We start from the raw sequence: 24,838 nt of genomic DNA on the forward strand, positions 1-24,838 counted from the left end.
GCCCCCTCGCCGCGGGGCGGCTCACCCCCAGGATATTTAGGGCATAAAGTGGGGCGGGTTATGGCGGTATTTGATCATCTGGCAATCGCGGCGGAAAACCTGCGCGAGGGGGTGGAATTTGTCGAGGCTTTGCTCGGCGTGCCGCTGGAGGCGGGCGGGGAGCATCCGTTGATGGGCACTCATAACGCGCTCTTGTCCTTGGGGCCTGAGGCCTATCTCGAGGTGATCGCGATCAATCCCGAGATGGCGGCGCCCGCGCATCGGCGCTGGTTTGCCTTGGATGAGTTCACCGGCGCGCCGCGGCTGCGGGCGTGGATCGCGGCGACGGACGATCTGGAGGGATCGCTGGCGCGCGCGCCTGAGGGCGCGGGGCAGGCGGTGGAATTGGCCCGCGGGGATCTGGCGTGGCGGATGGCGGTGGCGCAGGACGGGCGGCTGCCTTTTGACGGGGTATTTCCGGCGCTGATCCAGTGGCAGGGCGCGGCGCATCCGGCGCAGCGCCTGCCCGACCGCGGCGTGCGCTTGACCGGTCTGACCTTGCAGCACCCGCGCGCGCAAGAATTGGGGGCGGCGCTGGGGCAGGCGGTGGCGCCGCTGGAGCGCGAGCCATGGTTGGAGCTGCGCCGCGGTGCCCTTGCGCTCTCGGCGCGGTTTCAGACACCACAGGGTGTGCGGGAACTTTCGTGATCCGCGCGGCTAGGCTTGAGGATGCGGCGGCGATGGCGGTGATCTGGAACCAGATCATCCGCGACACGGTGTTTACCTTTACCGCTGTGGAGGTCACTGAGGAAAGCTGCCGCAACTTCATCGCCGCGCGCCAGCAGGCCGGACGCGCGGTTCTGGTGGCGACCGCCGGAGAAAAGCTCACGGGGTTCGCCAGCTACGACCAGTTTCGCGGCGCGGCGGGCTATGCCGGGGCGATGGAGCATTCGATCTATCTGGCCGACACTGCGCGCGGGCAGGGGATCGGCGCGGCGCTGCTGGCGGCGCTCGAGACCCATGCATGCGGCCAGAGCCACCGCCTGTTCATCGGTGCGATCAGCGCCCAAAACACCGCCGCGCTGACCTTCCACCGCAAGCAGGGCTTCGCGACGGTCGCGCAGATCCCGCAGGCGGGGTGGAAATTCGGCGCCCCTCAAGATCTGGTGTTGGTGCAGAAATTCTTGTGATCCCGCATGGGCAAAACCAAATACGCGGGGTAAACTGCTGGCATGTCGCTCTGGTTACGCATCACCGCTGTTATCGAGGCCCTGCGCGCCGGTGAGCCGCTGTCGGTGGCGCTGGACCATTTGCGCGCGGCACCCGAACGCAGCATCGCCTTTACCATCGGGGTGATCGCTCTGGGCGCGAAACTGGCCAAGGCCGACGGCGTGGTCACCCGCGATGAGGTGGCGATGTTCCGCTCGGTCTTCACCATTTCAGCCGCGGATGAGAAACACGCGGCGCGGATTTTCAATCTGGCGCGGCAGGATGTGGCGGGATTTGACGCCTATGCGCGCAAGATCGCCGGTCTGTTTCCCGCCGGTGATCCGGTGTTGCGCGATCTTTTGGAAGGGCTCTTCCATATCGCCATGGCCGATGGCACCTTCCACCCCAATGAAGAGGCGTTCCTGCGCGCCGTATCGGAGGAATTCGGCCTCGGTGAGCGTTGTTTCACCGCGATCATGGCGCGGGTGGTGCCGGGGCTGGACCCTGATCCGTATGACCTGTTGGAACTGCCGCAGGATGCCTCGCTGGATGAGGCGCGGGTCGCATACCGGCGTCTGGCGCGCGAGAGCCACCCCGATGCCTTGCGCGCGCGCGGGGTGCCGGATGAGGCGGTGAAAATGGCCGAGGACCGGCTCAAAGCGCTCAATAACGCCTGGAGCGAAGTGCAGGAGCGCGCCGCAGCTTAGGAGGGGTCGATGAGACAGGTCTTTGTGATTGCCGGGTTTTCCCTGATGCTGGCGCTGCCTCTGGCGGCGCAGGAAGCACCCGAGGGTGGGCGGTTTGGCGAGATGATGGGCGAATTGCTCGAGCGGATCGACCCGTTTATGGGATCGCTGGCGGAACTCTTGGGCGACTATTCGGGCTGGCATATGCCCGAGCTGCTGCCCAATGGCGATATCCTGATCCGCCGCCGCGAGGCACCACCGCCCGAGGCTGAAGAGGCAGAACCGCCGGTGCTGGACCCGCTCGAATTGTGAGCCGCGCGCCGGTGGCCGGGATTGTGGGTGTCGGCGCTTAGGAGGATGTCTCCGCTTTCGCCGCCTCGCCATTGGCCAGTTCCGCCTTGGCGACCTCCAGCTTTGCCGTCCGCGCCACCCGCAGCTTGGTCGAGACCCCCAGCGATTTGGCCAGCGCCGAGAACCGCTGTTGCGCGACCTCGCCAAACAGCGCCTGCCGGTCGGGATCAAGGATCAGTTCCAGCACTTCCTTTTTGGGATAATAGCGCATTTCCGCCGCCGCATTCGGCCCTTTCACCGAGAGCATGGCGCCAAAGCGCATCGCCCGTCCCAGCATATTCGCGTGCCGTATATCCTCGGGATCGAGCAGCGATAACAAGGGGGTAAGCCGCGAATTCGAGCCGGGGTTCTTATACCGGTTCATCAGCGCCAGCCCCAGATAGACGCGGCTTTTGTGGTCCATCCCGCCGAGATTGGCGCGCGTCGCGGTGTCAAAACAGCTCTCTGATCGGTAATCGGGATGCGCGCGCCAGTTCACATCGTGCAACAGACAGGCGGCGCGGATCAGCCGCATGCGGTCGGGCGGCGCGTTGCGATAGAGCGGCATGAGGAAATCAAACAGCTTGCGGCCAAATCCCGGGGTGCGGGCGCTGGCCTCCTCAAGATGGCGCGAGGCTTCAATCAGGGGATCGCAGGCGCGCAGATCATCGGGCATTTGCTCGAACAGGATGCCCTCGCGGATGCCATAGCTCGAGACATAGACCCGTTTCGGGCGAAACACATGCAGCAGTTGTCGCAGCACCACCGTCGCCAAGGGCACCAGCGACATGCGTTCAGCCGAGGTGCCGGTGCGGTTGCGCAGTTTCGACAGGTCCTGATCCTGCAGCCAGTCGATGGTCTTGCGGATCGACTTCGGCGTCATCTCGTATTCATGCAACACGGTTAACGGATAGCCGCGCCGCTCCATATCCAGCCGCGCCAAGGCCCGCCACGAGCCGCCGACCAGATAGAGCGCCTTGTGGTCCCCGCCGACCTTGTCGCGCAGCTCGGTCAGGGTCTCGCGGATGTGGTTTTTCAGCCCCTTCTTGCCACCCTTGATCTGTTGCAGCCGGAACGGACCCAGCGGCGAAGTGGCGCGGCGGCCAACCGTGTTATCCGCGACCTCGCCCAACTCCATTGACGAGCCGCCGATATCGCAGACCAGCCCGCGCGCACCGGGCCAGCCCAACAAAACGCCCTGCGCCGAGAGCCGCGCCTCTTCTTCACCGTCGATGATCCGCATTTCGATGCCGGTGGCCATCTCGACCTCGGTTTTGAACGCCTCGCCGTCCGTGGCCTCGCGCACTGCGGCGGTGGCGACCATGGTCAGGCTGGTCAGGTCCATTTCCTCGGCGAGGATCGAGAAGCGGTTGATCGCATTGAGCGCGCGCACCCGGCCCTCGGGGTTCAACAGGCCGGTTTCCGCCAGCCCGCGCCCCAAGCCGCAGAGCAGTTTTTCATTGTAGAAATAGGCCGGTGAGCGGGCGGCGCCGTCAAACACCACCATCCGCACCGAGTTCGAGCCGACATCAATCACGCCCACCCGCTGGAGGCCGCGAATCGCCTCGGCGTCAAACAGCGGGCGCTCGAAATAGCCGCGGATCGGGGTCGGGCGCGGCGGCGCAGCGGTGCCCGTTTCCGCACCGCTGTCAGCGGTGCCATCGGCATTGGCAGTATCCGTGCTCAGAGCAGCGGAGTCGGCTTTGGGAGCCTGTGTCATGGCTTGGATTCAGCCTGTCTTGGGGATGTGTGCGGTGCGGGCGAAATGCGCCGTGATGCCTTGGTCATGGGGTCGGATGTGATCGCCATGCCCTGCCTCTTTGTCAAATTGCAGCCGCGTCCATCTAGGACAGGCGCGGCCAAAACGTCAACCTCTGGCGGTTGGTCGTGGTCAATCCGCCACAGGTAGCGCTGTGGCAATCAATCCGGGTCATGCGCCAGTTCCGGCACATCCTTCGCCCCCGCCGATCCGCGCCCCGAGAGCGAGGGGTTCTCCATGAAAAACCGGTGGCAATTGAACATCTTACGGTCCTGTTTGGATCCGGGTTCGGGCAGGATACGCGCGTAGCTGCCCAGCCCGTCCAGCACCCAGCTTTGCGCCGTGTCATGCAGGTTCGCGGCCATGATCTGCTGCACAATCTGCGCTTTGACGGTAGCGTTGTTGATCTCGACCAGCGTTTCCACCCGCCGCAACAGGTTGCGGCCCATCCAATCCGCCGAGGAAATAAACACCCGCCCGTCAATCGACGGCAGCCCGTGGCCCGAGCCAAAGCAGACAATCCGCGAATGCTCCAAAAACCGCCCGACAATGGATTTGACGCGGATATTCTCGGAGAGCCCGCGAATGCCGGGGCGAAGCCCGCAGATGCCGCGAATCGTCAGATCAATCTGCACGCCTGCTTGCGAGGCGGCATAAAGCGCGTCGATCACATCGGGCTCGACCAGCGCGTTCAGCTTGGCCCAGATCGCCGCCGGACGGCCCGCGCGGGCGTGATCGGCCTCGGCGCTGATCAGTTCCAAGAGCTTGGGTTTCAGGGTCAGCGGCGAGATCGCGAGGTTTTCCAGCCCCTCAGGCTCGGCATAGCCCGACAGATAGTTGAACACCCGCGCCGCATCGCGGCCCATCGCCGGTTTGCAGGTGAAAAAGCTCAGATCGGTGTAGAATCGCGCCGTAATCGGATGGTAATTGCCGGTGCCGAAATGGGTGTAAGTGACCAGTTTCTTGCCCTCGCGGCGCACCACCGCGGAAATCTTGGCGTGGGTTTTATAGTTGATGAACCCGTAAACCACATGCGCACCAGCGCGTTCCAGCCGTCGCGACTGGCGGATATTGGCGGCCTCGTCAAACCGCGCCTTGAGTTCGACAAAGGCGGTGACGGATTTCCCCGCCTCGGCCGCCTCGCAGAGCGCGGCGACAATCGGGCTGTCGCGTGAGGTCCGGTAGAGCGTCTGTTTGATCGCCAGCACATCGGGGTCGCGCGCCGCCTGTTCCAGAAACCGCACCACCATATCGAAGGTCTCATAGGGGTGATGCAGCAGCATGTCCTTTTGGCGGATCGCGGCGAACATATTGCCGTCGTGATCCTGCACCCGCTCGGGCACCCGTGGCGAGAAACTCGGCCATTGCAGATCACGCCGCGCATCGACCACCAGTTCGGTCAGATCCGACATGCCCAACAGCCCCTCGACCTCGACCACCTCATCGGGGACGACCTCGAGCTCCTGCATGATCATCTTGCGCAGTTCCGGCTTGGCGTTGGCGGTCAGTTTCAGCCGCACCACCTCGCCACGCCGCCGCCGTTTCAGCGCCACTTCGAATTCGCGCACCAGATCCTCGGCCTCTTCCTCGACCTCCATATCCGAATCGCGCAACACCCGAAACGCGCAGGCGTTGCGCATCGAATAGCCGGGGAAGAGCGCTTGCAACTGGTCTAGCAACAACTCCTCCAGCGGCAGGAACCGCAGCGCGCCCCCCTCGGCGGGCAGGGGGATAAACCGGTCGATCTGGGTCGGTACCGGCAGCAAAGCATTGCGCCGCAACCCGTCGGCACGGCGCTCGATTTGCAGCGCCAGCGCGAAACCGGCGTTGGGGATGAAGGGGAAGGGATGCGCCGGATCAATCGCGAGGGGCGAGAGCATCGGGAACACATCGGCCAGAAAATAGGCGTTGAGAAATTCCTTATCTGCCTCGGTCAGCGCCTTGCGATCCAGCAGGAAAATCTGCTCGCCCTCAAGCGCCTCACGCAGGGCGCCAAAGGTTTCCTGCTGGCGCGCCATCAACTGCCGCGCCTGTTCGTTGATCAGCGTCAGTTGCTCTTGCGGGGTCTTGCCGTCAATCGAGGGCGCGGCACTGCCCGAGCGGTAAAGCTCGCGCAGACCGGCGACGCGCACGGTATAGAACTCATCGAGATTGGCCGCCGAGATCGACAGGAACCGCACCCGTTCCAGCAGCGGCACCCGCGGGTTCGAGGCTTCATCGAGCACCCGCCAGTTGAACGCGATCCACGACAGTTCACGATTGAAAAACCGCGCCGGTGTCGCCGGATCAAACCCCTCGGGTGGGTCGATTGGCGTCTGGCGAGGGCCGTGCAGAAAGTCGGATACAAGCGAGGTCATAAATATGCGGTCACGGGTTAGGAATATGCCGCATGATGCGCCCTATTCGGGGGGGATGTCGAGGTCTTGCAGGTCGTCGCCGTCGCTTCCGAACTCTTTGGCCAGAAGTTCCTGCGCCAGCGCCCGCGTCACCGGCCGCCCCAGTTTCAGCGCCTGCGCATCCAGCCGCGCCACCAGATCACCGGCCACCGCGAGCGAGCGCTCCATCCGGCCCAGCAGATAGGTGATCAGCGCCGGTTGCACGCGCAATTGCCGGTCGTTGAACAATTTGACCAGCACCGCCGCCAGCAGGGTCTCGTCCGGCTCGGCCAGCGCCACATGCGCCGCCGCCGACAGCCTCGAGATCAGATCGGGCAGGGTCAGCCCCCAATCGCGCACCGGCTGCCGCGCAGTGAGCAGCAGCGACCCCTTGTTGCGCAGGTGGTTGATCAGATGAAACAGCGCCTCTTGCCCCTGCGCGCCGCTGACCAGATGCGCGTCGTCGATGACAAAGGCGCGGGCGTCCGAGGCGAGGATATAGGGCAGATCCTCGGGCAATGTCGCAGCATCGAGCCATTGCGCATCCGATTGCTGCGCCCAGACATGCGCCAGATGGGTCTTGCCACTGCCGCGCGGGCCGGTCAGCACCATGATGCCTGCGGGCAATCCGGCAGGCGATTCGATCGCCGCCAGCGCCAGCGCATTCGACGGCGCCTCAAGGAAATCCTCGCGCCCCATCGCCGGCCTATTGGGCAGGTCAAAGGTGATTTGCTCAGGTTTGATCCGGTCGCTCATCTCTGTGTCCGGTCTCAAGGTTAATCGGGGGCGGCGGCGCGGCGCTTGGCTCCGTGCCCTGATAGAGCGCGCTATCCTTATAGCTGTCGATGGCGCGGCGGATCACCACGCCCATGGCCGCCGCAATCGGCACCGCCACCAGCATGCCGACAAAGCCAAACAGCGCACCAAAGGCCGAAAGCGCGAGCAGCAGCCAGACCGGATGCAAGCCCACCGAACGGCCGACCAGCCGCGGGGTCAGCACATTGCCCTCCAGCATCTGCCCCGAGACAAAGATCGCTGCCACAAGGCCGATCGACACCCAATCGCCCCAGAACTGATAGAGCGCCAGCCCGACCGCCAAGACGCCGCCGATCACCGCGCCGACATAGGGGATAAAGGTGACCAATCCGGCCACCGCGCCGACCACCAGCCCGAATTGCAAGCCCACCAGCATCAGCGTCGCGGCGTAAAACACGCCCATGATCAGGCAGACACCGCCCATGCCGCGAATGAACGAGGCGACAGTGTCGTCGATATCACGCGCCAGATCGCGAATCACCGGCGCGTATTCGCGCGGCAGTAGCGTGTCGATCCGCGCGATCATCCGGTCCCAATCAAGCAGCATATAAAACGCCACCACCGGCACGATGACGATCAGCAGCACCACATTGATCACCGAGGCCGCCGAGCCGAGCAGCGCATTTACCAATTCGCCCCCGCGCGACCGCAGAAGCGCGCCAAAGGAGTTCAGCGATTGGCGCAGGGTCGAATCCGCGTCGATCAATGAGGGGAAACGCTCGGTGACAAAGCCGATGGCGCGTTCGGTGAGCTGCGGTGCGATCTCGATCAGGCTCTGGGTCTGTTCGACCAGAAGCGGGATCACCAGCAGCGCGGTCAGCCCCAGTCCCAGCAGCGCCATCACGCAGATCGTCACCGTCGCCCAGACACGGCTCAGTCCCATCCGCTCGAGCCGGTCGGCGACCGGATCGAGGAAATAGGCCGCCGCCATGCCTAGGATAAACGGCATCAGGACGTCGCCCAGCAGCCACAGCACAAGGATAAGCAGCGCGGCAATCGCGCCCCAGATCTGGATCTGTCTGCGCACCGGAACGCCCATGCGCTTAGATTTGCCGCTCGGGCATCCGCACAACCAGACCGTCCAGCTGCGCTTCGACCTTGATCTGGCAGGTCAGGCGCGAGGTTTCGGGATCGGGCTCATAGGCGAAATCCAGCATATCCTCTTCCATCGCGTCCTTGGCGGGGATTTTATCCAGCCAGGCTTTGTCGACATAGACGTGGCAGGTCGAACAGGCGCAGGCGCCGCCGCAATCGGCCTCGATGCCGTTGATGCCATTGTCGCGCGCACCTTCCATAACGGTCAGCCCCGCCGCTACGTCAACGACATGCTCGGTGCCGTCAAATTCAATGTAGGTAATCTTGACCATTTCTGCCTCACCTTGGGTCGAATTGCGTGTTTCCACATAAGGCACCCAAGGTGCGTTGACCAGAGGTGACGGCGATTGCCGCTGTTGGCGGGTTCTGTGGTGCTTTGGCGGCGGCATGGCGGCGGCATGGCGGGGCAGGGGCCGGTCGGGCAGGCTGGGTTGGTCTGCGGGGATGATCTGCGGGCATGGCAGGCGGGCAATTGTGGCAGGCGGCGGGCGGATTGCCCCGAAAAGGTGCAACAACGGCCCCCCGACGAGCAGATTGATGCCCGCAAAACGCCCGCATTGCCGGTCAAAACCAAGCTGAAGACATCCTTAGTTAACGAATCGCGGTTAGATCCTCATGTTTCGCAGCCTCAGCGCCTTAGCCCTCGTCACCCTGTTTGCCGCCTGCCAGACCGGCGCGCCGCAACCCGAGGTGCGCCGTGCAGATACTGTCGCACCGGCCCTCGCTCATGTGCCCGCCGATGCCTGCTGGGCGACCGACCGCGTGCCCGCGTTGACCGAGACCCAATTTGTCGCGACCGGCCCCGATGGCGCCCGCGCGCCGCAAGACGTGGTGCTACGCCCCGCCGAAGAACGTCTCTTCGCCGTGCCATGCCCCGCGCAGATGGACGCCGGTTTCACCGAGACCCTGCAGCGCGCGTTGTCTGCACGCGGGCTCTATACCGGTGCGATCACCGGCGAGATGGATGCCCAGACCAGCGACGCGGTGCGCCGGTTTCAGGCCCCACAGGGGCTCAACAGCGCGATCCTCTCGCTGGAGGGCGCCCAGCAATTGGGCCTCGTCACCCTGCCACGCGCCGCGCTGTAAGGTGGCTGCCGTCTTCCCAACGGCACTGCGCGCACCCCACTAGCCACCGTTTCCCCCACCGTTCATCCGCCACGCCCGTGGCCCCCACGGGCCGCGCCCGATCCTCCCTATGGGAGGGCGCATTGGCGAAGTCACTCACCGCCCGCCCGACTTCACTGCTTTGGAGTGCATCCCTCAGTGGCAAAGTCAGTTCCGCCCACCCAGGGTCAGGCGCGTCCCTCATCGCTTCGCGCGTATCGCTCAAAGGAAGTCCGGCGGCTGCACCAGCAGTTCGCAGCTACAAAGGCCCCCGCCACGCCCGTGGCCCCCACGGGCCGCGCCCGACCCTCCCCACGGGAGGGCGCATTGGCGATGTCGTTCGTCGCTCACAGGGCATTTCCGCTTTGGAGTGCAGCGCTCAATGGCAAGGGCAGGGCGCCCACCCAGGGTCAGGCGCGTCCCTTATCCTTCGAAAACCGTCTCGCCCGCGGCCCGGGCTGATACCCGCGCCAAACAGGGACTAAACTCACCGCCGCCACAGCCAGGCGTGGCTCGCCAGAGCCCCCTGCGCTTTCGCCAAGACCCGCAACCGCAACGGGCGGCGCGGCATACCGCCCGAGGCCAGCCGCTCAACCGCCACTTCCACGGGACATAGCGCGCCGCTCACCGGATCGTAATACCGCGGATAGGCAATCAGCGCCGCATGCACCAGCCGGTCGAGATCAGGCCGCGGGTAGACCGCGCGCCGCCGCTCGGGCACCCATCCGCGATCCTGCGTCAGCCCCCAACCGGCATAGAAGGGCGCGCCGAAACAGACCACCGGCAGCCCGCGCAAGAGCGCCTCGAAGCCGATCCCCGAGGTCATCGTCCAGACCTGATCCACTAGCGCCAGCGCCTCCTGCGCGCCGGTCCGCGCCAGCACCAGATCGGCCAATTCCGCCGCGTCGGGCACCGCGCCCAGCCGCAAACCGGCCTCGATATCGGGGTGCGGTTTATACAGGATCACCGCCTTTGGCACCGCCGCCCGCACCGCCTGCAACAGCGCGCGGTTGGTGCCTATCTCACCTGCGCCCAGCCGGATCGAGGCGTCATCCTCCACCTGTCCGGGCACCAGGATCACCGGCGCCTCGGGCCGCGCCGCGCGCAACTCCGCGACCTGTTCCGCCACCGCTTCGCCCGCCGGCAGGTTGTATTTGGTCACCCCCTGCGCCAGCAGGTGCTCGCGCAACTGCCGCGCGCGCTCTGCGCCACCGGCGGGCAGGGGGGCGGCGATCAACCGCTCCAACCGGCTTTCAACCGTTGGATCATAGTAGATGCCCAGATCATCGATGCAGAGCGACAAGGGCGGCGTCAGTTCCGCGCCCAGACCGCGCGAGCGCAGGAACCCGTCCTCGACCCGCAAGCTGTTGAAATCCTTGGGCACTGCCGAAGCCCAGCCCAACAGCTGCCGCCCGTCGCGCGCCGCCTGCCCCTGCGCGCGCGCAACCGAGGGCGCAAAGCGCAGCGGCTTCTGCCCACCGAAAAACGCCTGCAACGCCGGGCGTTTCCACAGCCGCATGCCGAGCGCGACATAGCCCCGCCGGTCCTGCCGGAACGCCTGCACCTGCGCCTCGAGATGATCAATCACATCCTCCAGCGCACAGAGCCGGTCGCGCGCCGGATCATACCACAGCGGATAGAGCATCATCGCCCCGGCAAAAAGCTGCACCTTGGTTAATTTGCGCCGCCGCCGCAGCGAGGGCGTCTGGTCCGCGCTCAACCCCCAGCCGGCGTAAAACGGCTGCCCGAAGACGCGCGGGCGGTGCCCCGCGAGGATCGCCTCGAACCCCATCTGCGAGGACACCGTATAGACCGCGATCGCGCCCTCGAATAGCGCATAGGGCGACTGCGGCCCGTCGATAAACGCGACCCGCCCGCCCGTATCCGCTGTGCTATAATGCCCCGCGCGCTGCCCGCCTGCGGTCTCGGGATGGGCGCGGATCAGCACGCGCGCATTGGGATGTTCCTCCTGCGCGATCAACAGCATCTCGCGAAACAGCCGGTCCTCGGGCAGCGCCCCCGCCTCACCACCATGGGTCAGCGAGGCATCACCGCGCACCTGATCAATCACCAGCACATAACCGGCTTTGGGGGGCGGGAACTCGGGGTCATGAGCGTTGTATTTCGACAGATGCAACGCCCGCAGCCGGTCGATATTCACCCGCGCCCGCGCCATCAATGCGCCGTCATCAAAGGCATGCGTGGCCAGCAACTCCTCCAGCTCCGAGGGCGCGGAGGGATCGTAATGCATCGCCTTGCGGTCCAAAAGCAGCCCCAAAGGCGGCTCACCCGAGACCCGCGCCGGATGCAGCGAGCGCAAAAACGCATCCTCGACCCGCCACAGAGGCGCCCCGCTGCGCCGCGCCAAGGCCTCGGCCCGCCATGCGCGCGGCGCGTGCCCCCAGGCCAGCACCGCGTCCTCGGGCGAGGGCCAGCCCAAACCGGGCTGGGCAATGGCCAGTTCCAGAATGCGGCGGATGCGCCGCGCCTGCGCCGAGGGGCCCAGAAAGCCGCCGCTGGCAGCAATCAGGCGATGCGGCACAGCGGGGGCATTCGGGCGGGGCATCAGCGGACCCTTCAGGTGCCAAGAGGCGGCAGAGGCGGGCGGCGGGTTACAGATCGCCGGCGGTTTCAGCCGTGCTCACCGCGCCGCCTGCGATGCTCAGCGTGCCGGTCAGCGTGGCAATCGTGCGGTTCCAGGTCACCGCCGAGGCTTCGGTCACATAGATCGTGTCGCCGTCGCGGATCTGGAAATCACGGGCCATGAACATGCCGTTCGGCGCGGTCAGATCCAGCACATAGACCAGCCGCTGGTCGCCGGTAATATCCTGACGGCCCAAGACGTTACGCGCCACTTCTGCGGGCTCGTTACGGAACACGAAGACACCGGTGGGATCGGCGCGGGTGGCATCGAGCCCGCCGACCTGCGCCAAGGCCTCGATCGCGGTCAGAACCTGCGAATCAAAGGTCACCAGCGCCTGCGCGCCGGTCGCGCCCATCACCGTAAAGCGGCGCTGGTCCTGTTCGACCAACACGCGGTCGCCGCCGCGCAGGGCGATATCCAGCTCGGGGTGGTCAAACAGATCCTGCAGCCAGACACGGTCGCTGATGCTGCCACGGTTGACGGTGATCACCGTCGATTGCGTGGGGATCGTCACCCCGCCAGCGGCGGCCAGCATCGCGGTCAGTCGCCGCGTCGGGCGCACAATCGGATAGACGCCTTGCGCGCCAAGGCTGCCAACCAAAGACACGGTGGCGCCGTCGCCGCTGGTGCGGCTGACGTAGACCTGCGGATCGGGGGTTTGCTCATCCAGCTGGCGGGCAATGGTGCCGCGCAGCCCTTCGGGAGTCTGCCCCGCGGCGCGCACGCGACCGGCAAAGGGCACATAGATGAAGCCCTGGCTGTCAACCTGCAGATCGGTGAGCGTGGCGCCGCGCGAATCGGCGCTGGCCAAGAGCCCCTCGGGCACGTTTTCATAGACCGTCAGCGAGACGGTATCGCCAATGCGGATGGTGTCGCCACCCATCAGGGCGGCATTGCGCAGCGTGTCGGAAAAGCCCCGCGCCAGCGGCACATTGGCGGCGCGGTTCACCCGATCGCCGACCGCGACAATATAGGCGTCCCCCTCTCGCAGCACCGAGCCGGAGAAGATTTCATTACGGTTCGGGCCGGAACTTGGCATGCTGCAGGCGCTAAGCCCTGCAGCAAACATGCCAAGCGCCAGCACGCTGGCACGGCGTAGGGTTTTGACGGACACTGCTCGTGCTCCTTTATGGAACTGCCTGTTATGTGTTTTTTGTGTGATTATAGACACAAGCAGCCGGTTTTTCCAAGGGTGTTATCGCGGGGTGTTCTTGTGGCAATTCAACGGACAAGCCGCAGGTGTTGCCGTGGCGCCGCGCGTCCGCTGATCAGCGCGTCATAGGGCTCGTCATGGGCAAGCAGAAGATCGACCACCTGCCGCAGCAACTGCCGCCGCCCCGCTGCCGAATAGAACCCGCCGGGCAATTGCGAGGTTTCCAAGAGAAACCGCCGGTAATCGCGGTAGGCGCGCAGGTCGGGCCGTGTGGGGGCGGCGAAAAACGCGGGCAGGGGCTGGGTCGAGACGAACTCGGGCTTGTCATAGACCGCCGCGCCAAAGACCTTGAGCGGCATCCCGCGCCAGAGCACCTGCTGCGCGGCGGTGGAATTGACCGTCACCGCCGAGCGCGCGTGATTAAGGAGCGCCGCCAGTTTGCCGCCGCGGATGAAATGCACCCGGTCGAGCACCCCGCATTCCTTGGCAATGCGGGTGATATCGGCTTTCAGACTGGTGCGCCCGTCTTCCAGCGGGTGGGCTTTGAACACCAGATGATGATGTCGCGGCGCGCCCTCGGCAAAGCCCCTGATCGCGCAGTCGAGAAACTCGGTCATGGTGGAAAACGGGCTGTGCTGCTGGAAGCTGCTGTCATGTTCCAATTGCAAGAGCGCCAGATGATAGGGAAAGCCGCCCATACGCACACGGCGGGTCTCGATCCGCCGCTCGATGGCGATGAACGGCATCGAAATCAGGCGTTTGAGGTATAGCTGGAACTCGGCGCCGACGCTCAGTGCGCGGTGCGGGCGAAACCCGCGGTAGCGGCGGTTGGCCAGCAAGATCCACGCGTGATAGGCGAAGCCGTAGAACACATGATGGCGCATATCGCCCCAATGGGCGGGGGCGTCGATCAGATCGGTCTCGCAGGTTTCCAGCGCCTTCGACATCTGCGCGATGCTCAACTCCATCAGCCGCGAATTGCCGTTCGAGCCGCCGCGCTCATAGGTCACCCACCATGGCCGCAGATAGCCCTCTTCAAACACATGCACGGTGATGCCGCGGGCCTTGGCGCGGGTCAGCGCCTCGGCGTGGATAAACCGCGTGTCGCCGTAGAGCACCAAATCGGTGATCGCATGGGTTTCGAACAGCGCCTCGATAGCCGCCGGCCAATCCGCTTGATTGCCGGTATAGGGGATGTAATTGCCGCGCCGCCAGAACGCCTGATCGCCGCGATTGAAACCGACGCGCCAGACCTCGGCGCCAGCGCGCTGCAGCAGATCGGCCAATTGCCGGAAGAAGGGCCCATGCGGCCCCTGCAAAAACAAAAATCGTCGATCATCGCCCGACGTGGGGATCATGCCTGCCTCATGGTTTGCCCGGCCCCAACTGGATATCGTCGCATCCGGCTGCAGCCTCGCGTTTGCCCTGCCTCAGGGTCTCTGTGTCGATCCGCGCACTGATGGGTGCGACGAAGCGCGCGGGGGTGTTCCCCTTTTGGCAAAAGGATGCCACAGAATGATTCGCTTATATAGCCTCGGGATGGTCAAAATAGGGCCAAAACCGGGGCGGTTGGTGCATTTAGACGCCATTTGGACGGTACAAACCCTAGGAGAGCGCATGTTTACGGGCATTATCACGGATATCGGCAAGATCCTTGAGGTCGAAGAGCGCGGCGATCTGCGGGCGCGGATCGGCACCTCTTATGATGTGAGTGGCATCGACATCGGCGCCTCGATTGCCTGCGATGGGGTCTGCCTGACCGTCGTCGCGCTGGGTGCCAGCCCGCAGAACTGGTTCGACGTGGATATCTCGGCGGAAACCGTGTCGAAAACCGCGATTGGCAAGCAGGGCTGGGCAGCGGGCAAACGGCTCAATCTCGAGCGCTCGCTGAAAGTGGGCGATGAATTGGGCGGGCATATCGTCTCGGGCCATGTCGACGGTGTGGCGGAGGTGATCGCGATGGTGCGTGAGGGCGACAGCACGCGGGTGAGTTTCCGCGCGCCCGAGGCTTTGGCGCGGTTCATCGCACCCAAAGGCTCGGTGGCGCTGAATGGCACCTCGCTGACGGTCAATGAGGTCGCGGGCGATACCTTCGGCATCAACCTGATCCCGCACACCCAAGAGGTGACCACCTGGGGCGATGTCGCGGTCGGCGACTGGATCAACCTCGAGATCGACACGCTGGCGCGCTATGTCGCCCGCATGCGCGAGTTTGACGCCGCCTGACCTGAGTTGTTAAATTGCGCCGCTGGCGCGGCAAGACCTTTGAGCACCGCCTGCGGGCGGTGCGGTCTGGGGGCTCTGCCCCCGCGCGGCCTGCGGCCACGCGCCCCCGGGATATTTGGGGCATAAAGTGGGCGGGAGGTTTTGGGTATCGCGAGGCTTGTGGTCAGTTGACCTGACTGCGGGCGGCGCTTATGTCGGGCGGGCGCGGATGGCTGGACGGCCGCGGGCCTTTCGGCTCGAGGAAAGTCCGGACTCCATGAGGCAATGGTGCCGGGTAATGCCCGGCCGGGGCAACCCGAGGGAAAGCGCCACAGAAAACAAACCGCCCGCGCCTTTTGGCTGCGGGTCAGGGTGAAACGGTGGGGTAAGAGCCCACCGCGGGACGGGCAACCGGACCGGCATGGCAAGCCCCACCAGGAGCAATGCCGAATAGGGGCCTCGTGCAGGTATGATCGCTTTAGCGATATCACTGCGGGGAGATCTCAGCCCAGAGGCCCGGGTTGGCAGCTTGAATCCGCCGGTAACGGCAGGGTCAGAGGAATGGTCGTCGAAGGGGGCAACCCCGGAACAAAATCCGGCTTACAGGCCGTCCGCGCAACTTGACCCAAAATCGACACATCCCGCACAGGATTGCGCCGCAGTGCCATAATTGTGCCCTATCCACCGCGTAGATTTTCCGCTCTGGCGCCCGAGACCCCCGCGAAACCGGGCGCGCGTAACGAGGGATGCCCGTGGTTGCGGGTCTGACGTGGTGCCGTGATGGAACATATAACAGCGCGCAAACGGCTTTTTGCCGAGACCTACCGCCGGCGGCCGTTCACCGGCGCGCCGCGTCCGCGGCTGTTGGGCGGGCAGGCGCTGGCCAAGGCGCAGCGATTGGCGCAACCGGCGCTGCGGCCCTCGGTGCTGTCACTGGCGCTGTTCGCACTGGAACTGCTGGCGGTGATCGTCATCGGGCGGCTGGCTTTCGCCCTGACTGTGCCCCTGGAGCTGGGCGAGGTGAAGATCAGCGGCATCCTGTGGCTGGCGGGGGTCCTGATGGTGGTGACGGCGCGGCTGTTGGGTGGCTACCGGTTTCGCCGGATGCGTGCACTGCCCGCCAGTCTGGCGATTGGCGTGGTCGCTCTGGCGCTCGCCATCGGCATCACCCGCAGCCTGCTGGCCTATGCCGGGATTGAGGCGGGCGGGGTTGATCGCTGGCTTGGTGCCTGGGCGCTGGGCGCTTTGGCGGCGGTGCTGATCCTGCGCAGCGGCATGCGGCTGCGGATCGGTGCCTTGATGCGGCGGCGGCGGCTTGAGCACCGGATTGTGGTGGTCGGCGGTGGCCCGGCGCTGAGCGCGATCATCCATGAGATCGACAAGGAGCGTGGCAAGGGCCGCCGGATGTGCGGTTTTTTCGACGAGCGTTGCGACCAGCGCTCGCCGAATGTGATCGCTGGCTATCACAAGATGGGCGATCTGGATGATCTGGTCGAATTCGCCCGTCTGGCGCGGATCGACACGGTGATCATTGCCATCCCCCATGCCTCGCATCTGCGCATCCAGCAGCTTTTGGGACGGCTGTTTGTGCTGCCGGTGGATATCAGGGTGCTGGACGGCGCCGAGATCCCCGAGTTCTCGCGCAAGCGGCGCTCGTCGATCGGGCGGTTTAGGTTCATCGAGATCTACAAACGCCCGTTCACCGGCGCGCGGGCGGTGCAAAAGCGCATATTCGACGTGATTTTCGCTACGCTGGCACTGTTCATACTGGCGCCGGTGATGCTGCTGGTCGCGGCGCTGATCCGGCTGGAATCGCGCGGGCCGGTGCTGTTTGTGCAGCGCCGCCACGGGTTCAACAATGCGCCGATCACGGTGCTGAAATTCCGCTCGATGTATCATGAGGCCTGCGATCCGACGGCGGTCAAAGCCGTGCGTCGCCATGATGCCCGCGTGACCCGCGTCGGGCGCATCATCCGCCGCGCCTCATTGGATGAACTGCCGCAATTTCTCAATGTGCTGCGCGGGGAACTCTCCCTGGTCGGGCCGCGTCCGCATGCTTTGGCGGCGCGCACCGGCGATATCCTCTATGACCGCGTGACCGAGGCCTATTCCGCCCGCCACCGCGTCAAACCGGGGATCACCGGCTGGGCGCAGATCAACGGCTGGCGCGGCGAGATGAATTCCTCGGAGAAAATCCGCGCCCGCATCGAGCATGACCTTTACTATATCGAGAACTGGTCGCTCTGGCTGGACCTGAAAATCATGCTTTTGACCCCCTATAGCCTGATAAAGACGAAAAACGCCTACTAAGCGCTGCGGGGCGGTTGACTCTGGCCGAACTCTGCGTAAAAGGCTGGCTTCAAGATATTCACCGGTAGCCTGATGCTGCCGTGCGCAGGAGAAAATCATGGCGAAGCCGACGACGATCAAGATCCGTCTGAACTCGACCGCGGGCACGGGCCACTTCTACGTGACCAAGAAAAATGCACGCACGATGACCGAAAAGATGACCATCCGGAAATTTGATCCGGTTGTGCGTCAACACGTCGAGTATAAGGAAGGCAAGATCAAGTAAGATCTGCCCTCTGACTGAATTACAAAAAGGCCGTGCAGCGATGCGCGGCCTTTTTCTTATGCGCTGTGGGTTGGGGCAGGGGGTGGCGTATAAGCAGGCCAGCCCAAGGCCGCGCTACCAGAACCGCACCGCCCAAAACCACATCACCCCAAACCAAACCGCCCAATGAAAAAGGGCCGGCGCATCGCTGCACCGGCCCTCAAAACTTGCTCAAGCTCGGGTTATTCCTGCGAGCCCATGAACATCAGCAGGAACTGGAACATGTTCAGGAAGCTGATGTAGAGGCTCAGCGCGCCGTCAAAGGCGGCTTTGTCCAGCCACTCTTGATCACCCTGCGCGGCATGCGCGACATAGGTGTTCTTGATGTCCTGCGTGTAGAAGGCGGTCAGACCGGCAAACACCAGCACACCAATCGCCGAGATCGCGAACATCATCGCCGGCGACTGCAGGAAGATGTTGATCACCATCGCCACGATCAGGCCAATCACACCCATCATCAGGAAGGTGCCCATGCCCGAGAGATTGCGTTTGGTGGTATAGCCAAACAGGCTCAGGCTGGCGAAGGCAATCGCGGTGACAATGAAGGTCTGCACGATCGAGTAATCGGTGTAGACAAGGAAGATCGAGCTCATCGACAGGCCGATGGCACCGGCAAAGATGAAGAAGCCGACCTGCACCATCGCCGCCGAGCCACGGCTCATCAAGGCGCCCCAGCCAAAGAAGATGAACGCCAGGGGGGCGAACATCACCACCCAGCGCAGCGGCGAGGTATAGAGCAAAGCGCCGAAGCCGGTCAGGAATTCACCCTGACGGATCATCATTGCCTGACCTTCGGCGGTCAATGCGGCCGACGACATGTCGCCGGTCACGGCAAGCCCGGCAATTGCCCAGGCTGCAAGCGCAGTGATCAACATGCCCACGGACATCGTGCCGTAGACTTTGTTCATATGTGTGCGCAGCCCCGCGTCGATCCGAGCGCCTAGCGCCTCTGGGGCAGTCGAACGCACCGACTGATAGTTGGCCATGAAACCCTCCGTTGGAAGCCATTGCCGACGGGCGTATCTACCCGACGGTTCCCATGTAATATCGCGGTCGCGGCGCGGGTTTTCAAGGAGTTCCGTCAGGTTTTCACGATTCGTTTAGGGTCTGATCCGGCGTGTGGCACCGCAGGCGGGCAGGGGGCGCCCGCGATCTGCCCGCGATTTGCACGGGGCAGGGCGCGGGATAGAGCGCGGGCGCCTGTGTTTATTGCACTTTGGGGCCGCGGGCCGTTGCGCCGCGCGGTTTTACCGGCGCCAGGCGCGCGGGGCATCCCAAAACGGGCGCGCGGCCTCAAGCGTGGCTTCGGCGCGGGTCAGGCCCAGATCTTCCAGCCGCTGTTCGGGCAGCGCGGCCAATTGACGGCGTTCACGGGCGGTGGCGATCATGGTCTGCAACGCCGGTTTCGGCGCGCGTCCGGCAATCATGGCCAAGAGCGAGGCGCGGGGCATCAGGGGTGCATTGGTCTGGGTCATGAGAGCCTCCTAACTGGCAAAATAAGGGAACGCGGGTCGGTATGTCATTGGGTCGGTAGCCATGCGGGCCGGTCTCGGCGCGGGGCCAAGCCCCTCTGCATCAATACGCTTGACGCTATATCCTGCACATGCGCATTATAACATCGAATGTTTATGATGTGACGCATCACGGATGGTGATATGAGGCGCAATCTGGATCTGGCCGCCCTGCGGGCGCTCTCGGCAATTGCCGATTTCGGCGGCGTGACCCGCGCCGCGCATGTGTTGAATGTCACCCAAAGCGCGGTGTCGATGCAGATCAAGCGGCTCGAAGAGAGCCTCGGGCAGGCGCTTTTGGACCGCAACGGGCGCGGCGTGCAGCTCTCCGCCGAGGGCGAGCAACTGCTGACCTATGCGCGGCGCATCCTCGCGCTCAATGACGAGGCGGTGTCGCGGATGACCGACAGCGCCTTCGAGGGCGAGATCTCGCTGATCGTGCCTTATGACATCGTGCATCCGCATATCCCGCAGGTGTTGCGGCTGTTCAGCGCCACCTATCCGCGTATGCGCGTGCATCTACAGGCCCGCGCCACCCGCAAGGCGAAAGAGAAATTTGCCCAAGGCGAATGCGATCTGATCCTGACCACCGAGAGCCATTGCGATGCGGGCGGTGAAACGCTCACCCGTCTGCCGCTGGTCTGGATCGGCGCGCCGGGCGGGCAGGCGTGGCGGCAGCGGCCGCTGAAACTGGCGCTCGGGCGCTATTGTATCTTTCGCCCGGGTATCATCGCCGCGCTGGACCGCGCGGGCATCCCTTGGGAGGCGGTGGTCGAATCAGATTCCGATCGCACCATCGAGGCGGCGGTCAGTTCCGATATGGGCGTGCAGGCGATGCTGGCGGGGACCGAATCCACCCATGCCGAACGCATCGCCCACAGCGGCGCGCTGCCCGAACTCACCAGCCATCTGGTCAATCTCTATATCCACCCCGGCCCCGAAAAACCGGGGGTGATGGCGCTGGCCGATCTGTTGCGCCGCGCTTGGGCCGGACCCGAGGTGGTCGCCGCCTAGGCCTATTCTGGCATCGTAATCACCACCTTGCCGGTGGATTTGCGGCTGCGCATCAACTCCATCCCCTGCGCGGTCTCCTCCAGCGGCAGCGCGTGGCTGACATGGGGGTGCAACTGCCCCTTGGCATACATCGCCATCAATTGCCCCAGCGATTCGGTGATCACCTGCGGCTTGAAAACCGCATAGCCGCCCCAATAGAGGCCGATCACGTCGATATTTTTCACCAGCAGGATATTGGCGGGGAACTTTGGGATCTCGCCACCGGCAAAACCAATGACCACAAACCGCCCCTCGGGGCGCAGGGCGCGCAACGCGGCGCTGGCCGCAGGCTCGCCGACCGCATCATAGACCACATCGACGCCGCCCAGCGCTTTGAATTCGGCCTTCAGATCGGCGCTCTCGCTGTCGATCAAGACCAAGGCACCGGCGGCTTTCGCCACCGCCAGCTTCTCGGCCCCGCGGGCCACCGCGACGACCCGTGCGCCCAATTGCGCGCCGATCTCCACCGCGGTCAGCCCGACACCGCCCGCCGCACCCAAGACCAAAAGCGTCTCGCCCTCGGTCAGTCGCGCGCGATGCGCCAAGGCCACATGCGAGGTGCCGTAAGCGACCATGAAGCCCGCCGCATGCTCGAAGGGCATCGCATCGGGGATCGGCAGGCAACTATGGGCGGGAAAACAGCCGTATTCCGCCAATCCGCCGCGCCCCGCAAACGCCGCGACCCGCTGGCCGGGGGCGAAACCCATCACCCCTTCGCCCAAGGCATCAATCACCCCGGCGACCTCCATGCCCATGGTAAAGGGCAGCGCGGGGCGCTCTTGATACTCGCCGCGCGCCATCAAGAGATCGGCGAAATTCAACCCGCAGGCGCGGATTTTCAGACGGATCTCGCCGGCTTTGGGCTCTGGCATGGGCGTTTCGACAACCTCGGGCGGGGTGTCGGTCGCGGATAATACGAAGGCGCGCATGGGCAAAACCTCTTTTTCTGGCTGCGGGGCAGGCGCGAGGATGGCGGGCGCAGGGGGCAAGGTAAAGCCTGACGCGGCGCCCATCGGCGCCCATCGGCGTGGCACGGGCAAAAACCGGCGAATAAGATGCATGTTGGATGCGGTTTTTTCTGGATTCCGGCCGCAAAGTGTGTGCAAATTGCGAATGCACGTGAGAGTTGATCTCACAATGCGTTGCATTTTGCAAAACACGTCTTGATGGAAATTGCCACTCGTGATTACATCTTCCGGTATGGTGCTGCGAGGGTATAGGCTGGCTTTACGGTGGGGTGGCAATTGATGCTTTCCTTGTGGAAACCGCCCCATTTGACCCGCGTTATAGGTGTAGACAGGCTGTAAACACACGTCGCAGGTAAAAAATTGAGCTAATAATTAGACTTTGGCACGCTTTGTGCTTGATTTGAGATTACGGAACGCCGGTGTCTTGTCGATCCGCCATGGGGCGGCGCAGCAGAGCCTGACAAAAGGAGCGTAGCATTTGAAACACCCTGTAGATGTCCATGTCGGAAAACGGATTCGGCATCGCCGCTGGATGGTGGGGATGACCCAACAGCAACTCGCCGATTCGGTGGGGATCAAATTCCAGCAAATCCAGAAATACGAGACCGGTATGAACCGCGTCAGCGCCTCGCGCCTGTGGGATATCTCGCGCACTTTGGGCGTCTCGATCGGCTTTTTCTTTGAAGGTCTGAGCGACGAAAACCCCGATCGCGGCGTTGATCCCGACTTGCTGGCCAATAAAGAGGCGATGGAACTGGTGCGCGCCTATTACGCGATCCCCGAGGCCCAACGCCGCCGCCTGTTCGATCTGGCGCGGGTGCTCTCGGACGCGGCCTGATCGCCGGTTGATTGGTCGCCCGATCTTTGGCTGACCTCGGGCTGACCATTGGGCTGACCTCGGGCTGATCATTGGGCGGGCCGCCCGGTAATGCGCTGGCGCAGGATTTGGGGCCAGAGTTTGCGCCGGAACCAAGGCCCTGCAGTTGCCCCGCGCCACAGGGGGCAGTATGCAAAAAAGGCTCGCGCCACCCGCGGGCCTTTTTTGATGCGAGGATCTGCAGATGCCCCAATTGACCCCGTCGCCCAAGCCCCTGACGCGCGCCGAGATCAGCGATCCTCTGGCGGCAGAGCTATGGCAGGTGGCGCAGGCGCTGGCCGATGCCGCGCGGCCCGAGGTGCTGGCGCATTTCCGGCAAGTGGATCTGACCGCCGACAATAAGGATGCGGGCGGGTTCGATCCGGTCACCGTCGCCGACCGCGCCGCCGAAGCCGCGATCCGCGCCAAATTGCAGGAGCTGCGCCCGCAGGACGCGATCTTGGGCGAGGAACAGGGCTATAGCGCGGGCAGCAGCGGGCTGACCTGGGTGATCGACCCGATTGACGGCACCCGCGCCTTTATCTCGGGCACCCCGACCTGGGGCGTGTTGATCGGGCTTCAAGATGCCGCGGGCGCGATACTGGGGATCATCGACCAGCCCTATATCGGCGAGCGGTTCAGCGGCGGGCTGGGCGTGGCACAGGTCGAGGGACCGCAAGGCCGCGCGACCTTGCAAACCCATGCCCCGCGCGCCTTGGATCAGGCGATTATCATGACCACCTTCCCCGAAGTCGGCAGTGCAGAGGAGGGCGCAGCCTTCCGCCGCGTCGCCGCGCGCGCACGGCTGACCCGCTACGGGATGGATTGCTACGCCTATGCGCTGGTCGCCAGCGGGCAGGTGGATCTGGTGATCGAGGCGGGGCTGAACCCCTATGACATCATGGCGCCAATCGCGGTGATCGAGGCGGCGGGCGGCGTGGTGAGCAATTGGCAGGGCGGGCCGGCACATGAGGGCGGGCAGGTGATCGCCGCCGCCAATCCACAGATCCACACCGAGGCTTTGGCGCTACTGGCCGGGTGAGGCACCTTGAATGAGGAGGGGCGGCCGTCGGGCCCCATTGAGGGCCCCGCCAGCCGCCGGGAGGTTTTACCTCCCACGGTGCTGCGCACCTCCCACCAGGATATTTATGGCATAAAGATGGGAGGGGCGGTTGGACGCGGGGCGCCCGGTCAGCGGGGGTTGCCACCCACCCAAGTGGCCCGAATGGCGCGGTCGTCGCCCATCATGATGGTCGGAAACAGCGCTTCCCAGAAGTCTTTGGCCTGGGCGTGGCGCTGGGCGATCACCGGTGTCGAGGCCAGATCCACCACGATCAGATCGGCCTCATAGCCCGGCGCCAATCTGCCGATGGTATCGCCCAGCCCCAGCGCCTGCGCGGAACCGGCAGTGGCCAGCCACCACAGATAGGAGGGGTGCAGCGCGGTGCCGCGCAATTGTCCGATCTCATAGGCCGCCGCCATCGTGCGCAGCATCGAGAAATTCGAGCCGCCACCGATATCCGTGGCCAGCCCGATGCGCTGCCCCTCAGCCTTGAGCCCCGCCATATCAAACAGGCCCGAGCCGATGAAAGTGTTCGAGGTCGGGCAATGCACCAAGGCCGCGCCGGTCTCACGGATCCGCGCGCGCTCGCGTTCGGTCAGATAGATTGCATGGCCGTAAAGCCCGCCTGCGCCCAACAGGCCAAAGCGCTCGTAGACATCGAGATAATCGCGCGCCTCGGGGAAAAGCTCCTTCACCCAGGCGATTTCTTCGTGCTGTTCGCTGATATGGGTCTGCATCAGGCAGGTGGGATGCTCGGCCCAGAGACTGCCCAAAGCCTCAAGCTGCTCGGGCGTCGAAGTGGGCGCAAACCGCGGTGTGATCACATAAGAGATACGGTCGCGCCCGTGCCATTGTTCCAGCAGTGCTTTCGACTGGTCATAGGCGCTTTGCGCGGTGTCGCGCAGCCCCTCGGGCGCGTTGCGGTCCATACAGGTCTTGCCGCCCAAAACCCGCATGCCGCGCGCCTGCGCCGCTTTGAACAGCGCGGTGACGCTTTGCGGCGCGACGGTGCAATAGCTGGCCACCGTGGTGGTGCCGTGATCGAGCATCAGGTCCATACAGGTCCCGGCCACCGCCTGCGCATAGGCGGGATCCTCAAGCCGCATTTCCTCGGGGAAGGTATAGCTGTTGAGCCAGTCGATCAGCCGTTTGCCCCAGCTCGCGATCATCGCCGTCTGCGGATAATGGATATGCGCGTCGATGAACCCGGGCGAAATCAGCGCCTCGCCATAGTCATGCACCTGCGCCTGCGGATGGGCGGCGCGCAGGTCATCCGCCGTGCCCACCGCCTGAATGCGCCCGCCGTCTACCAGAACCGCGCCGCGGCGCTCGATGATCGCCGCCGCGGGCCCGTCATAAAACGGGTCGGAGGAATAGCCGAGCGTCTGCCCGAGAAGAAGATTAGCCATGGAACCCAG

23 protein-coding genes and 1 other RNA gene are annotated in these 24,838 nt (G+C 64.5%); 12 read left to right on the forward strand and 12 right to left on the reverse strand.

Annotated elements, in window-relative coordinates; genetic code table 11:
- Positions 1-60 precede the first annotated feature (60 nt).
- From DDE20_RS06565 to DDE20_RS06580, 4 genes are read left to right on the forward strand one after another with little or no spacing between them, the layout of a single operon-like run.
- A complete protein-coding gene (locus DDE20_RS06565; protein WP_116557656.1) occupies positions 61-687 on the forward strand; it encodes a VOC family protein in 627 nt (208 codons plus the stop codon).
- Complete coding sequence (locus tag DDE20_RS06570) at positions 684-1,169, forward strand: GNAT family N-acetyltransferase (RefSeq protein WP_240607870.1); 486 nt, start codon at positions 684-686, stop codon at positions 1,167-1,169. Before DDE20_RS06565 ends, DDE20_RS06570 begins: the two co-directional genes overlap by 4 nt.
- A gap of 42 nt (positions 1,170-1,211) precedes the next feature.
- Complete coding sequence (locus DDE20_RS06575) at positions 1,212-1,895, forward strand: molecular chaperone DjiA (protein WP_116557658.1); 684 nt, start codon at positions 1,212-1,214, stop codon at positions 1,893-1,895.
- A gap of 9 nt (positions 1,896-1,904) precedes the next feature.
- Positions 1,905-2,186 (forward strand): hypothetical protein, encoded by a 282-nt coding sequence (locus DDE20_RS06580; RefSeq protein ID WP_205961626.1) that lies wholly within the window; start codon positions 1,905-1,907, stop codon positions 2,184-2,186.
- A 37-nt stretch (positions 2,187-2,223) separates the two neighbouring features.
- Here the strand turns inward: DDE20_RS06580 and DDE20_RS06585 are convergent, their stop codons facing one another.
- The 5 genes from DDE20_RS06585 to DDE20_RS06605 form a co-directional block, all read right to left on the reverse strand.
- Complete coding sequence (locus DDE20_RS06585) at positions 2,224-3,924, reverse strand: Ppx/GppA family phosphatase (protein WP_116557659.1); 1,701 nt, start codon at positions 3,922-3,924, stop codon at positions 2,224-2,226.
- Between the two features lie 200 nt (positions 3,925-4,124).
- On the reverse strand, positions 4,125-6,320 hold the full coding sequence (locus tag DDE20_RS06590; protein ID WP_116557660.1) for an RNA degradosome polyphosphate kinase: 2,196 nt from the start codon (positions 6,318-6,320) through the stop codon (positions 4,125-4,127).
- A gap of 42 nt (positions 6,321-6,362) precedes the next feature.
- Positions 6,363-7,094 (reverse strand): P-loop NTPase family protein, encoded by a 732-nt coding sequence (locus DDE20_RS06595; RefSeq protein ID WP_116557661.1) that lies wholly within the window; start codon positions 7,092-7,094, stop codon positions 6,363-6,365.
- Positions 7,072-8,193, reverse strand: coding sequence for an AI-2E family transporter (locus tag DDE20_RS06600; protein ID WP_116557662.1), 1,122 nt, complete (start codon positions 8,191-8,193; stop codon positions 7,072-7,074). Before DDE20_RS06600 ends, DDE20_RS06595 begins: the two co-directional genes overlap by 23 nt.
- A 4-nt stretch (positions 8,194-8,197) precedes the next feature.
- The gene (locus tag DDE20_RS06605; RefSeq protein ID WP_116557663.1) at positions 8,198-8,521 is read right to left on the reverse strand and encodes a 2Fe-2S iron-sulfur cluster-binding protein; all 324 of its coding nucleotides are present in this window, start codon (positions 8,519-8,521) and stop codon (positions 8,198-8,200) included.
- Between the two features lie 343 nt (positions 8,522-8,864).
- Here DDE20_RS06605 and DDE20_RS06610 point away from each other — a divergent pair, with 343 nt between their 5' ends.
- On the forward strand, positions 8,865-9,335 hold the full coding sequence (locus DDE20_RS06610) for a peptidoglycan-binding domain-containing protein (RefSeq protein WP_116557664.1): 471 nt from the start codon (positions 8,865-8,867) through the stop codon (positions 9,333-9,335).
- Between the two features lie 505 nt (positions 9,336-9,840).
- Here DDE20_RS06610 and DDE20_RS06615 read toward each other — a convergent pair.
- From DDE20_RS06615 to DDE20_RS06625, 3 genes are all read right to left on the reverse strand, one after another.
- The gene (locus tag DDE20_RS06615) at positions 9,841-11,919 is read right to left on the reverse strand and encodes a capsular polysaccharide biosynthesis protein (protein WP_116557665.1); all 2,079 of its coding nucleotides are present in this window, start codon (positions 11,917-11,919) and stop codon (positions 9,841-9,843) included.
- Positions 11,920-11,965: 46 nt separating this feature from the next.
- Positions 11,966-13,111, reverse strand: a complete 1,146-nt coding sequence (locus DDE20_RS06620; protein WP_417587889.1) for a polysaccharide biosynthesis/export family protein — start codon at positions 13,109-13,111, stop codon at positions 11,966-11,968.
- Positions 13,112-13,218: 107 nt separating this feature from the next.
- Positions 13,219-14,508, reverse strand: a complete 1,290-nt coding sequence (locus DDE20_RS06625) for a capsule biosynthesis protein (RefSeq protein WP_116557666.1) — start codon at positions 14,506-14,508, stop codon at positions 13,219-13,221.
- Positions 14,509-14,767: 259 nt separating this feature from the next.
- Here DDE20_RS06625 and DDE20_RS06630 point away from each other — a divergent pair, with 259 nt between their 5' ends.
- The 4 genes from DDE20_RS06630 (at position 14,768) to rpmG (ending at position 17,930) form a co-directional block, all read left to right on the forward strand.
- Complete coding sequence (locus DDE20_RS06630) at positions 14,768-15,376, forward strand: riboflavin synthase (protein WP_116557667.1); 609 nt, start codon at positions 14,768-14,770, stop codon at positions 15,374-15,376.
- A gap of 204 nt (positions 15,377-15,580) precedes the next feature.
- Positions 15,581-15,974: RNase P RNA component class A (gene rnpB / locus DDE20_RS06635), an RNA gene on the forward strand.
- 161 nt (positions 15,975-16,135) lie between these two features.
- Complete coding sequence (locus tag DDE20_RS06640) at positions 16,136-17,665, forward strand: undecaprenyl-phosphate glucose phosphotransferase (protein ID WP_116557668.1); 1,530 nt, start codon at positions 16,136-16,138, stop codon at positions 17,663-17,665.
- A 97-nt stretch (positions 17,666-17,762) separates the two neighbouring features.
- Complete coding sequence (rpmG, locus tag DDE20_RS06645) at positions 17,763-17,930, forward strand: 50S ribosomal protein L33 (RefSeq protein ID WP_068303983.1); 168 nt, start codon at positions 17,763-17,765, stop codon at positions 17,928-17,930.
- Positions 17,931-18,151: 221 nt separating this feature from the next.
- Here rpmG and DDE20_RS06650 read toward each other — a convergent pair whose 3' ends face one another.
- Both DDE20_RS06650 and DDE20_RS06655 read right to left on the reverse strand, forming a co-directional pair.
- Positions 18,152-18,955: a Bax inhibitor-1/YccA family protein gene (locus DDE20_RS06650; protein WP_116557669.1), complete on the reverse strand. Its 804-nt coding sequence runs from the start codon at positions 18,953-18,955 to the stop codon at positions 18,152-18,154.
- A 261-nt stretch (positions 18,956-19,216) separates the two neighbouring features.
- Positions 19,217-19,444 (reverse strand): DUF1127 domain-containing protein, encoded by a 228-nt coding sequence (locus tag DDE20_RS06655; RefSeq protein WP_240607871.1) that lies wholly within the window; start codon positions 19,442-19,444, stop codon positions 19,217-19,219.
- 180 nt (positions 19,445-19,624) lie between these two features.
- Here DDE20_RS06655 and DDE20_RS06660 point away from each other — a divergent pair, with 180 nt between their 5' ends.
- Positions 19,625-20,494 carry a LysR family transcriptional regulator gene (locus DDE20_RS06660; RefSeq protein WP_116557670.1) on the forward strand — a complete coding sequence of 290 codons (870 nt, stop codon included), beginning with the start codon at positions 19,625-19,627 and terminating at the stop codon, positions 20,492-20,494.
- Between the two features lie 2 nt (positions 20,495-20,496).
- On the opposite strand, the gene DDE20_RS06665 is transcribed toward DDE20_RS06660, so the two are convergent.
- Entirely contained in the window at positions 20,497-21,462 is a 966-nt protein-coding gene (locus DDE20_RS06665) for an NADPH:quinone oxidoreductase family protein (RefSeq protein ID WP_116557671.1), read from the reverse strand.
- 517 nt (positions 21,463-21,979) lie between these two features.
- Between DDE20_RS06665 and DDE20_RS06670 the strand changes: the two genes are divergently transcribed.
- Together DDE20_RS06670 and hisN are read left to right on the forward strand one after the other, a co-directional pair.
- Positions 21,980-22,339, forward strand: a complete 360-nt coding sequence (locus DDE20_RS06670) for a helix-turn-helix domain-containing protein (protein WP_116557672.1) — start codon at positions 21,980-21,982, stop codon at positions 22,337-22,339.
- Positions 22,340-22,562: 223 nt separating this feature from the next.
- Positions 22,563-23,399: a histidinol-phosphatase gene (gene hisN, locus DDE20_RS06675; protein ID WP_116557673.1), complete on the forward strand. Its 837-nt coding sequence runs from the start codon at positions 22,563-22,565 to the stop codon at positions 23,397-23,399.
- Positions 23,400-23,548: 149 nt separating this feature from the next.
- Here hisN and guaD read toward each other — a convergent pair whose 3' ends face one another.
- A complete protein-coding gene (gene guaD, locus DDE20_RS06680; RefSeq protein WP_116557674.1) occupies positions 23,549-24,829 on the reverse strand; it encodes a guanine deaminase in 1,281 nt (426 codons plus the stop codon).
- Positions 24,830-24,838: the final 9 nt, after the last annotated feature.

The organism is Pararhodobacter oceanensis (assembly GCF_003076755.1).
In the GTDB taxonomy this organism is placed as follows: domain Bacteria; phylum Pseudomonadota; class Alphaproteobacteria; order Rhodobacterales; family Rhodobacteraceae; genus Pararhodobacter; species Pararhodobacter oceanensis.

Excerpts from the sequence above, each read along its gene's own strand:
- DDE20_RS06565 (WP_116557656.1), top strand. The coding sequence starts at position 61 with ATGGCGGTATTTGATCATCTGGCAATCGCGGCGGAAAACCTGCGCGAG.
- DDE20_RS06575 (WP_116557658.1), top strand. The coding sequence starts at position 1,212 with ATGTCGCTCTGGTTACGCATCACCGCTGTTATCGAGGCCCTGCGCGCC.
- DDE20_RS06580 (WP_205961626.1), top strand. The coding sequence starts at position 1,905 with ATGAGACAGGTCTTTGTGATTGCCGGGTTTTCCCTGATGCTGGCGCTG.
- DDE20_RS06585 (WP_116557659.1), bottom strand. The coding sequence starts at position 3,924 with ATGACACAGGCTCCCAAAGCCGACTCCGCTGCTCTGAGCACGGATACT.
- DDE20_RS06590 (WP_116557660.1), bottom strand. The coding sequence starts at position 6,320 with ATGACCTCGCTTGTATCCGACTTTCTGCACGGCCCTCGCCAGACGCCA.
- DDE20_RS06595 (WP_116557661.1), bottom strand. The coding sequence starts at position 7,094 with ATGAGCGACCGGATCAAACCTGAGCAAATCACCTTTGACCTGCCCAAT.
- DDE20_RS06600 (WP_116557662.1), bottom strand. The coding sequence starts at position 8,193 with ATGGGCGTTCCGGTGCGCAGACAGATCCAGATCTGGGGCGCGATTGCC.
- DDE20_RS06605 (WP_116557663.1), bottom strand. The coding sequence starts at position 8,521 with ATGGTCAAGATTACCTACATTGAATTTGACGGCACCGAGCATGTCGTT.
- DDE20_RS06610 (WP_116557664.1), top strand. The coding sequence starts at position 8,865 with ATGTTTCGCAGCCTCAGCGCCTTAGCCCTCGTCACCCTGTTTGCCGCC.
- DDE20_RS06615 (WP_116557665.1), bottom strand. The coding sequence starts at position 11,919 with ATGCCCCGCCCGAATGCCCCCGCTGTGCCGCATCGCCTGATTGCTGCC.
- DDE20_RS06625 (WP_116557666.1), bottom strand. The coding sequence starts at position 14,508 with ATGATCCCCACGTCGGGCGATGATCGACGATTTTTGTTTTTGCAGGGG.
- DDE20_RS06630 (WP_116557667.1), top strand. The coding sequence starts at position 14,768 with ATGTTTACGGGCATTATCACGGATATCGGCAAGATCCTTGAGGTCGAA.
- DDE20_RS06640 (WP_116557668.1), top strand. The coding sequence starts at position 16,136 with ATGGAACATATAACAGCGCGCAAACGGCTTTTTGCCGAGACCTACCGC.
- rpmG (WP_068303983.1), top strand. The coding sequence starts at position 17,763 with ATGGCGAAGCCGACGACGATCAAGATCCGTCTGAACTCGACCGCGGGC.
- DDE20_RS06650 (WP_116557669.1), bottom strand. The coding sequence starts at position 18,955 with ATGGCCAACTATCAGTCGGTGCGTTCGACTGCCCCAGAGGCGCTAGGC.
- DDE20_RS06655 (WP_240607871.1), bottom strand. The coding sequence starts at position 19,444 with ATGACCCAGACCAATGCACCCCTGATGCCCCGCGCCTCGCTCTTGGCC.
- DDE20_RS06660 (WP_116557670.1), top strand. The coding sequence starts at position 19,625 with ATGAGGCGCAATCTGGATCTGGCCGCCCTGCGGGCGCTCTCGGCAATT.
- DDE20_RS06665 (WP_116557671.1), bottom strand. The coding sequence starts at position 21,462 with ATGCGCGCCTTCGTATTATCCGCGACCGACACCCCGCCCGAGGTTGTC.
- hisN (WP_116557673.1), top strand. The coding sequence starts at position 22,563 with ATGCCCCAATTGACCCCGTCGCCCAAGCCCCTGACGCGCGCCGAGATC.
- guaD (WP_116557674.1), bottom strand. The coding sequence starts at position 24,829 with ATGGCTAATCTTCTTCTCGGGCAGACGCTCGGCTATTCCTCCGACCCG.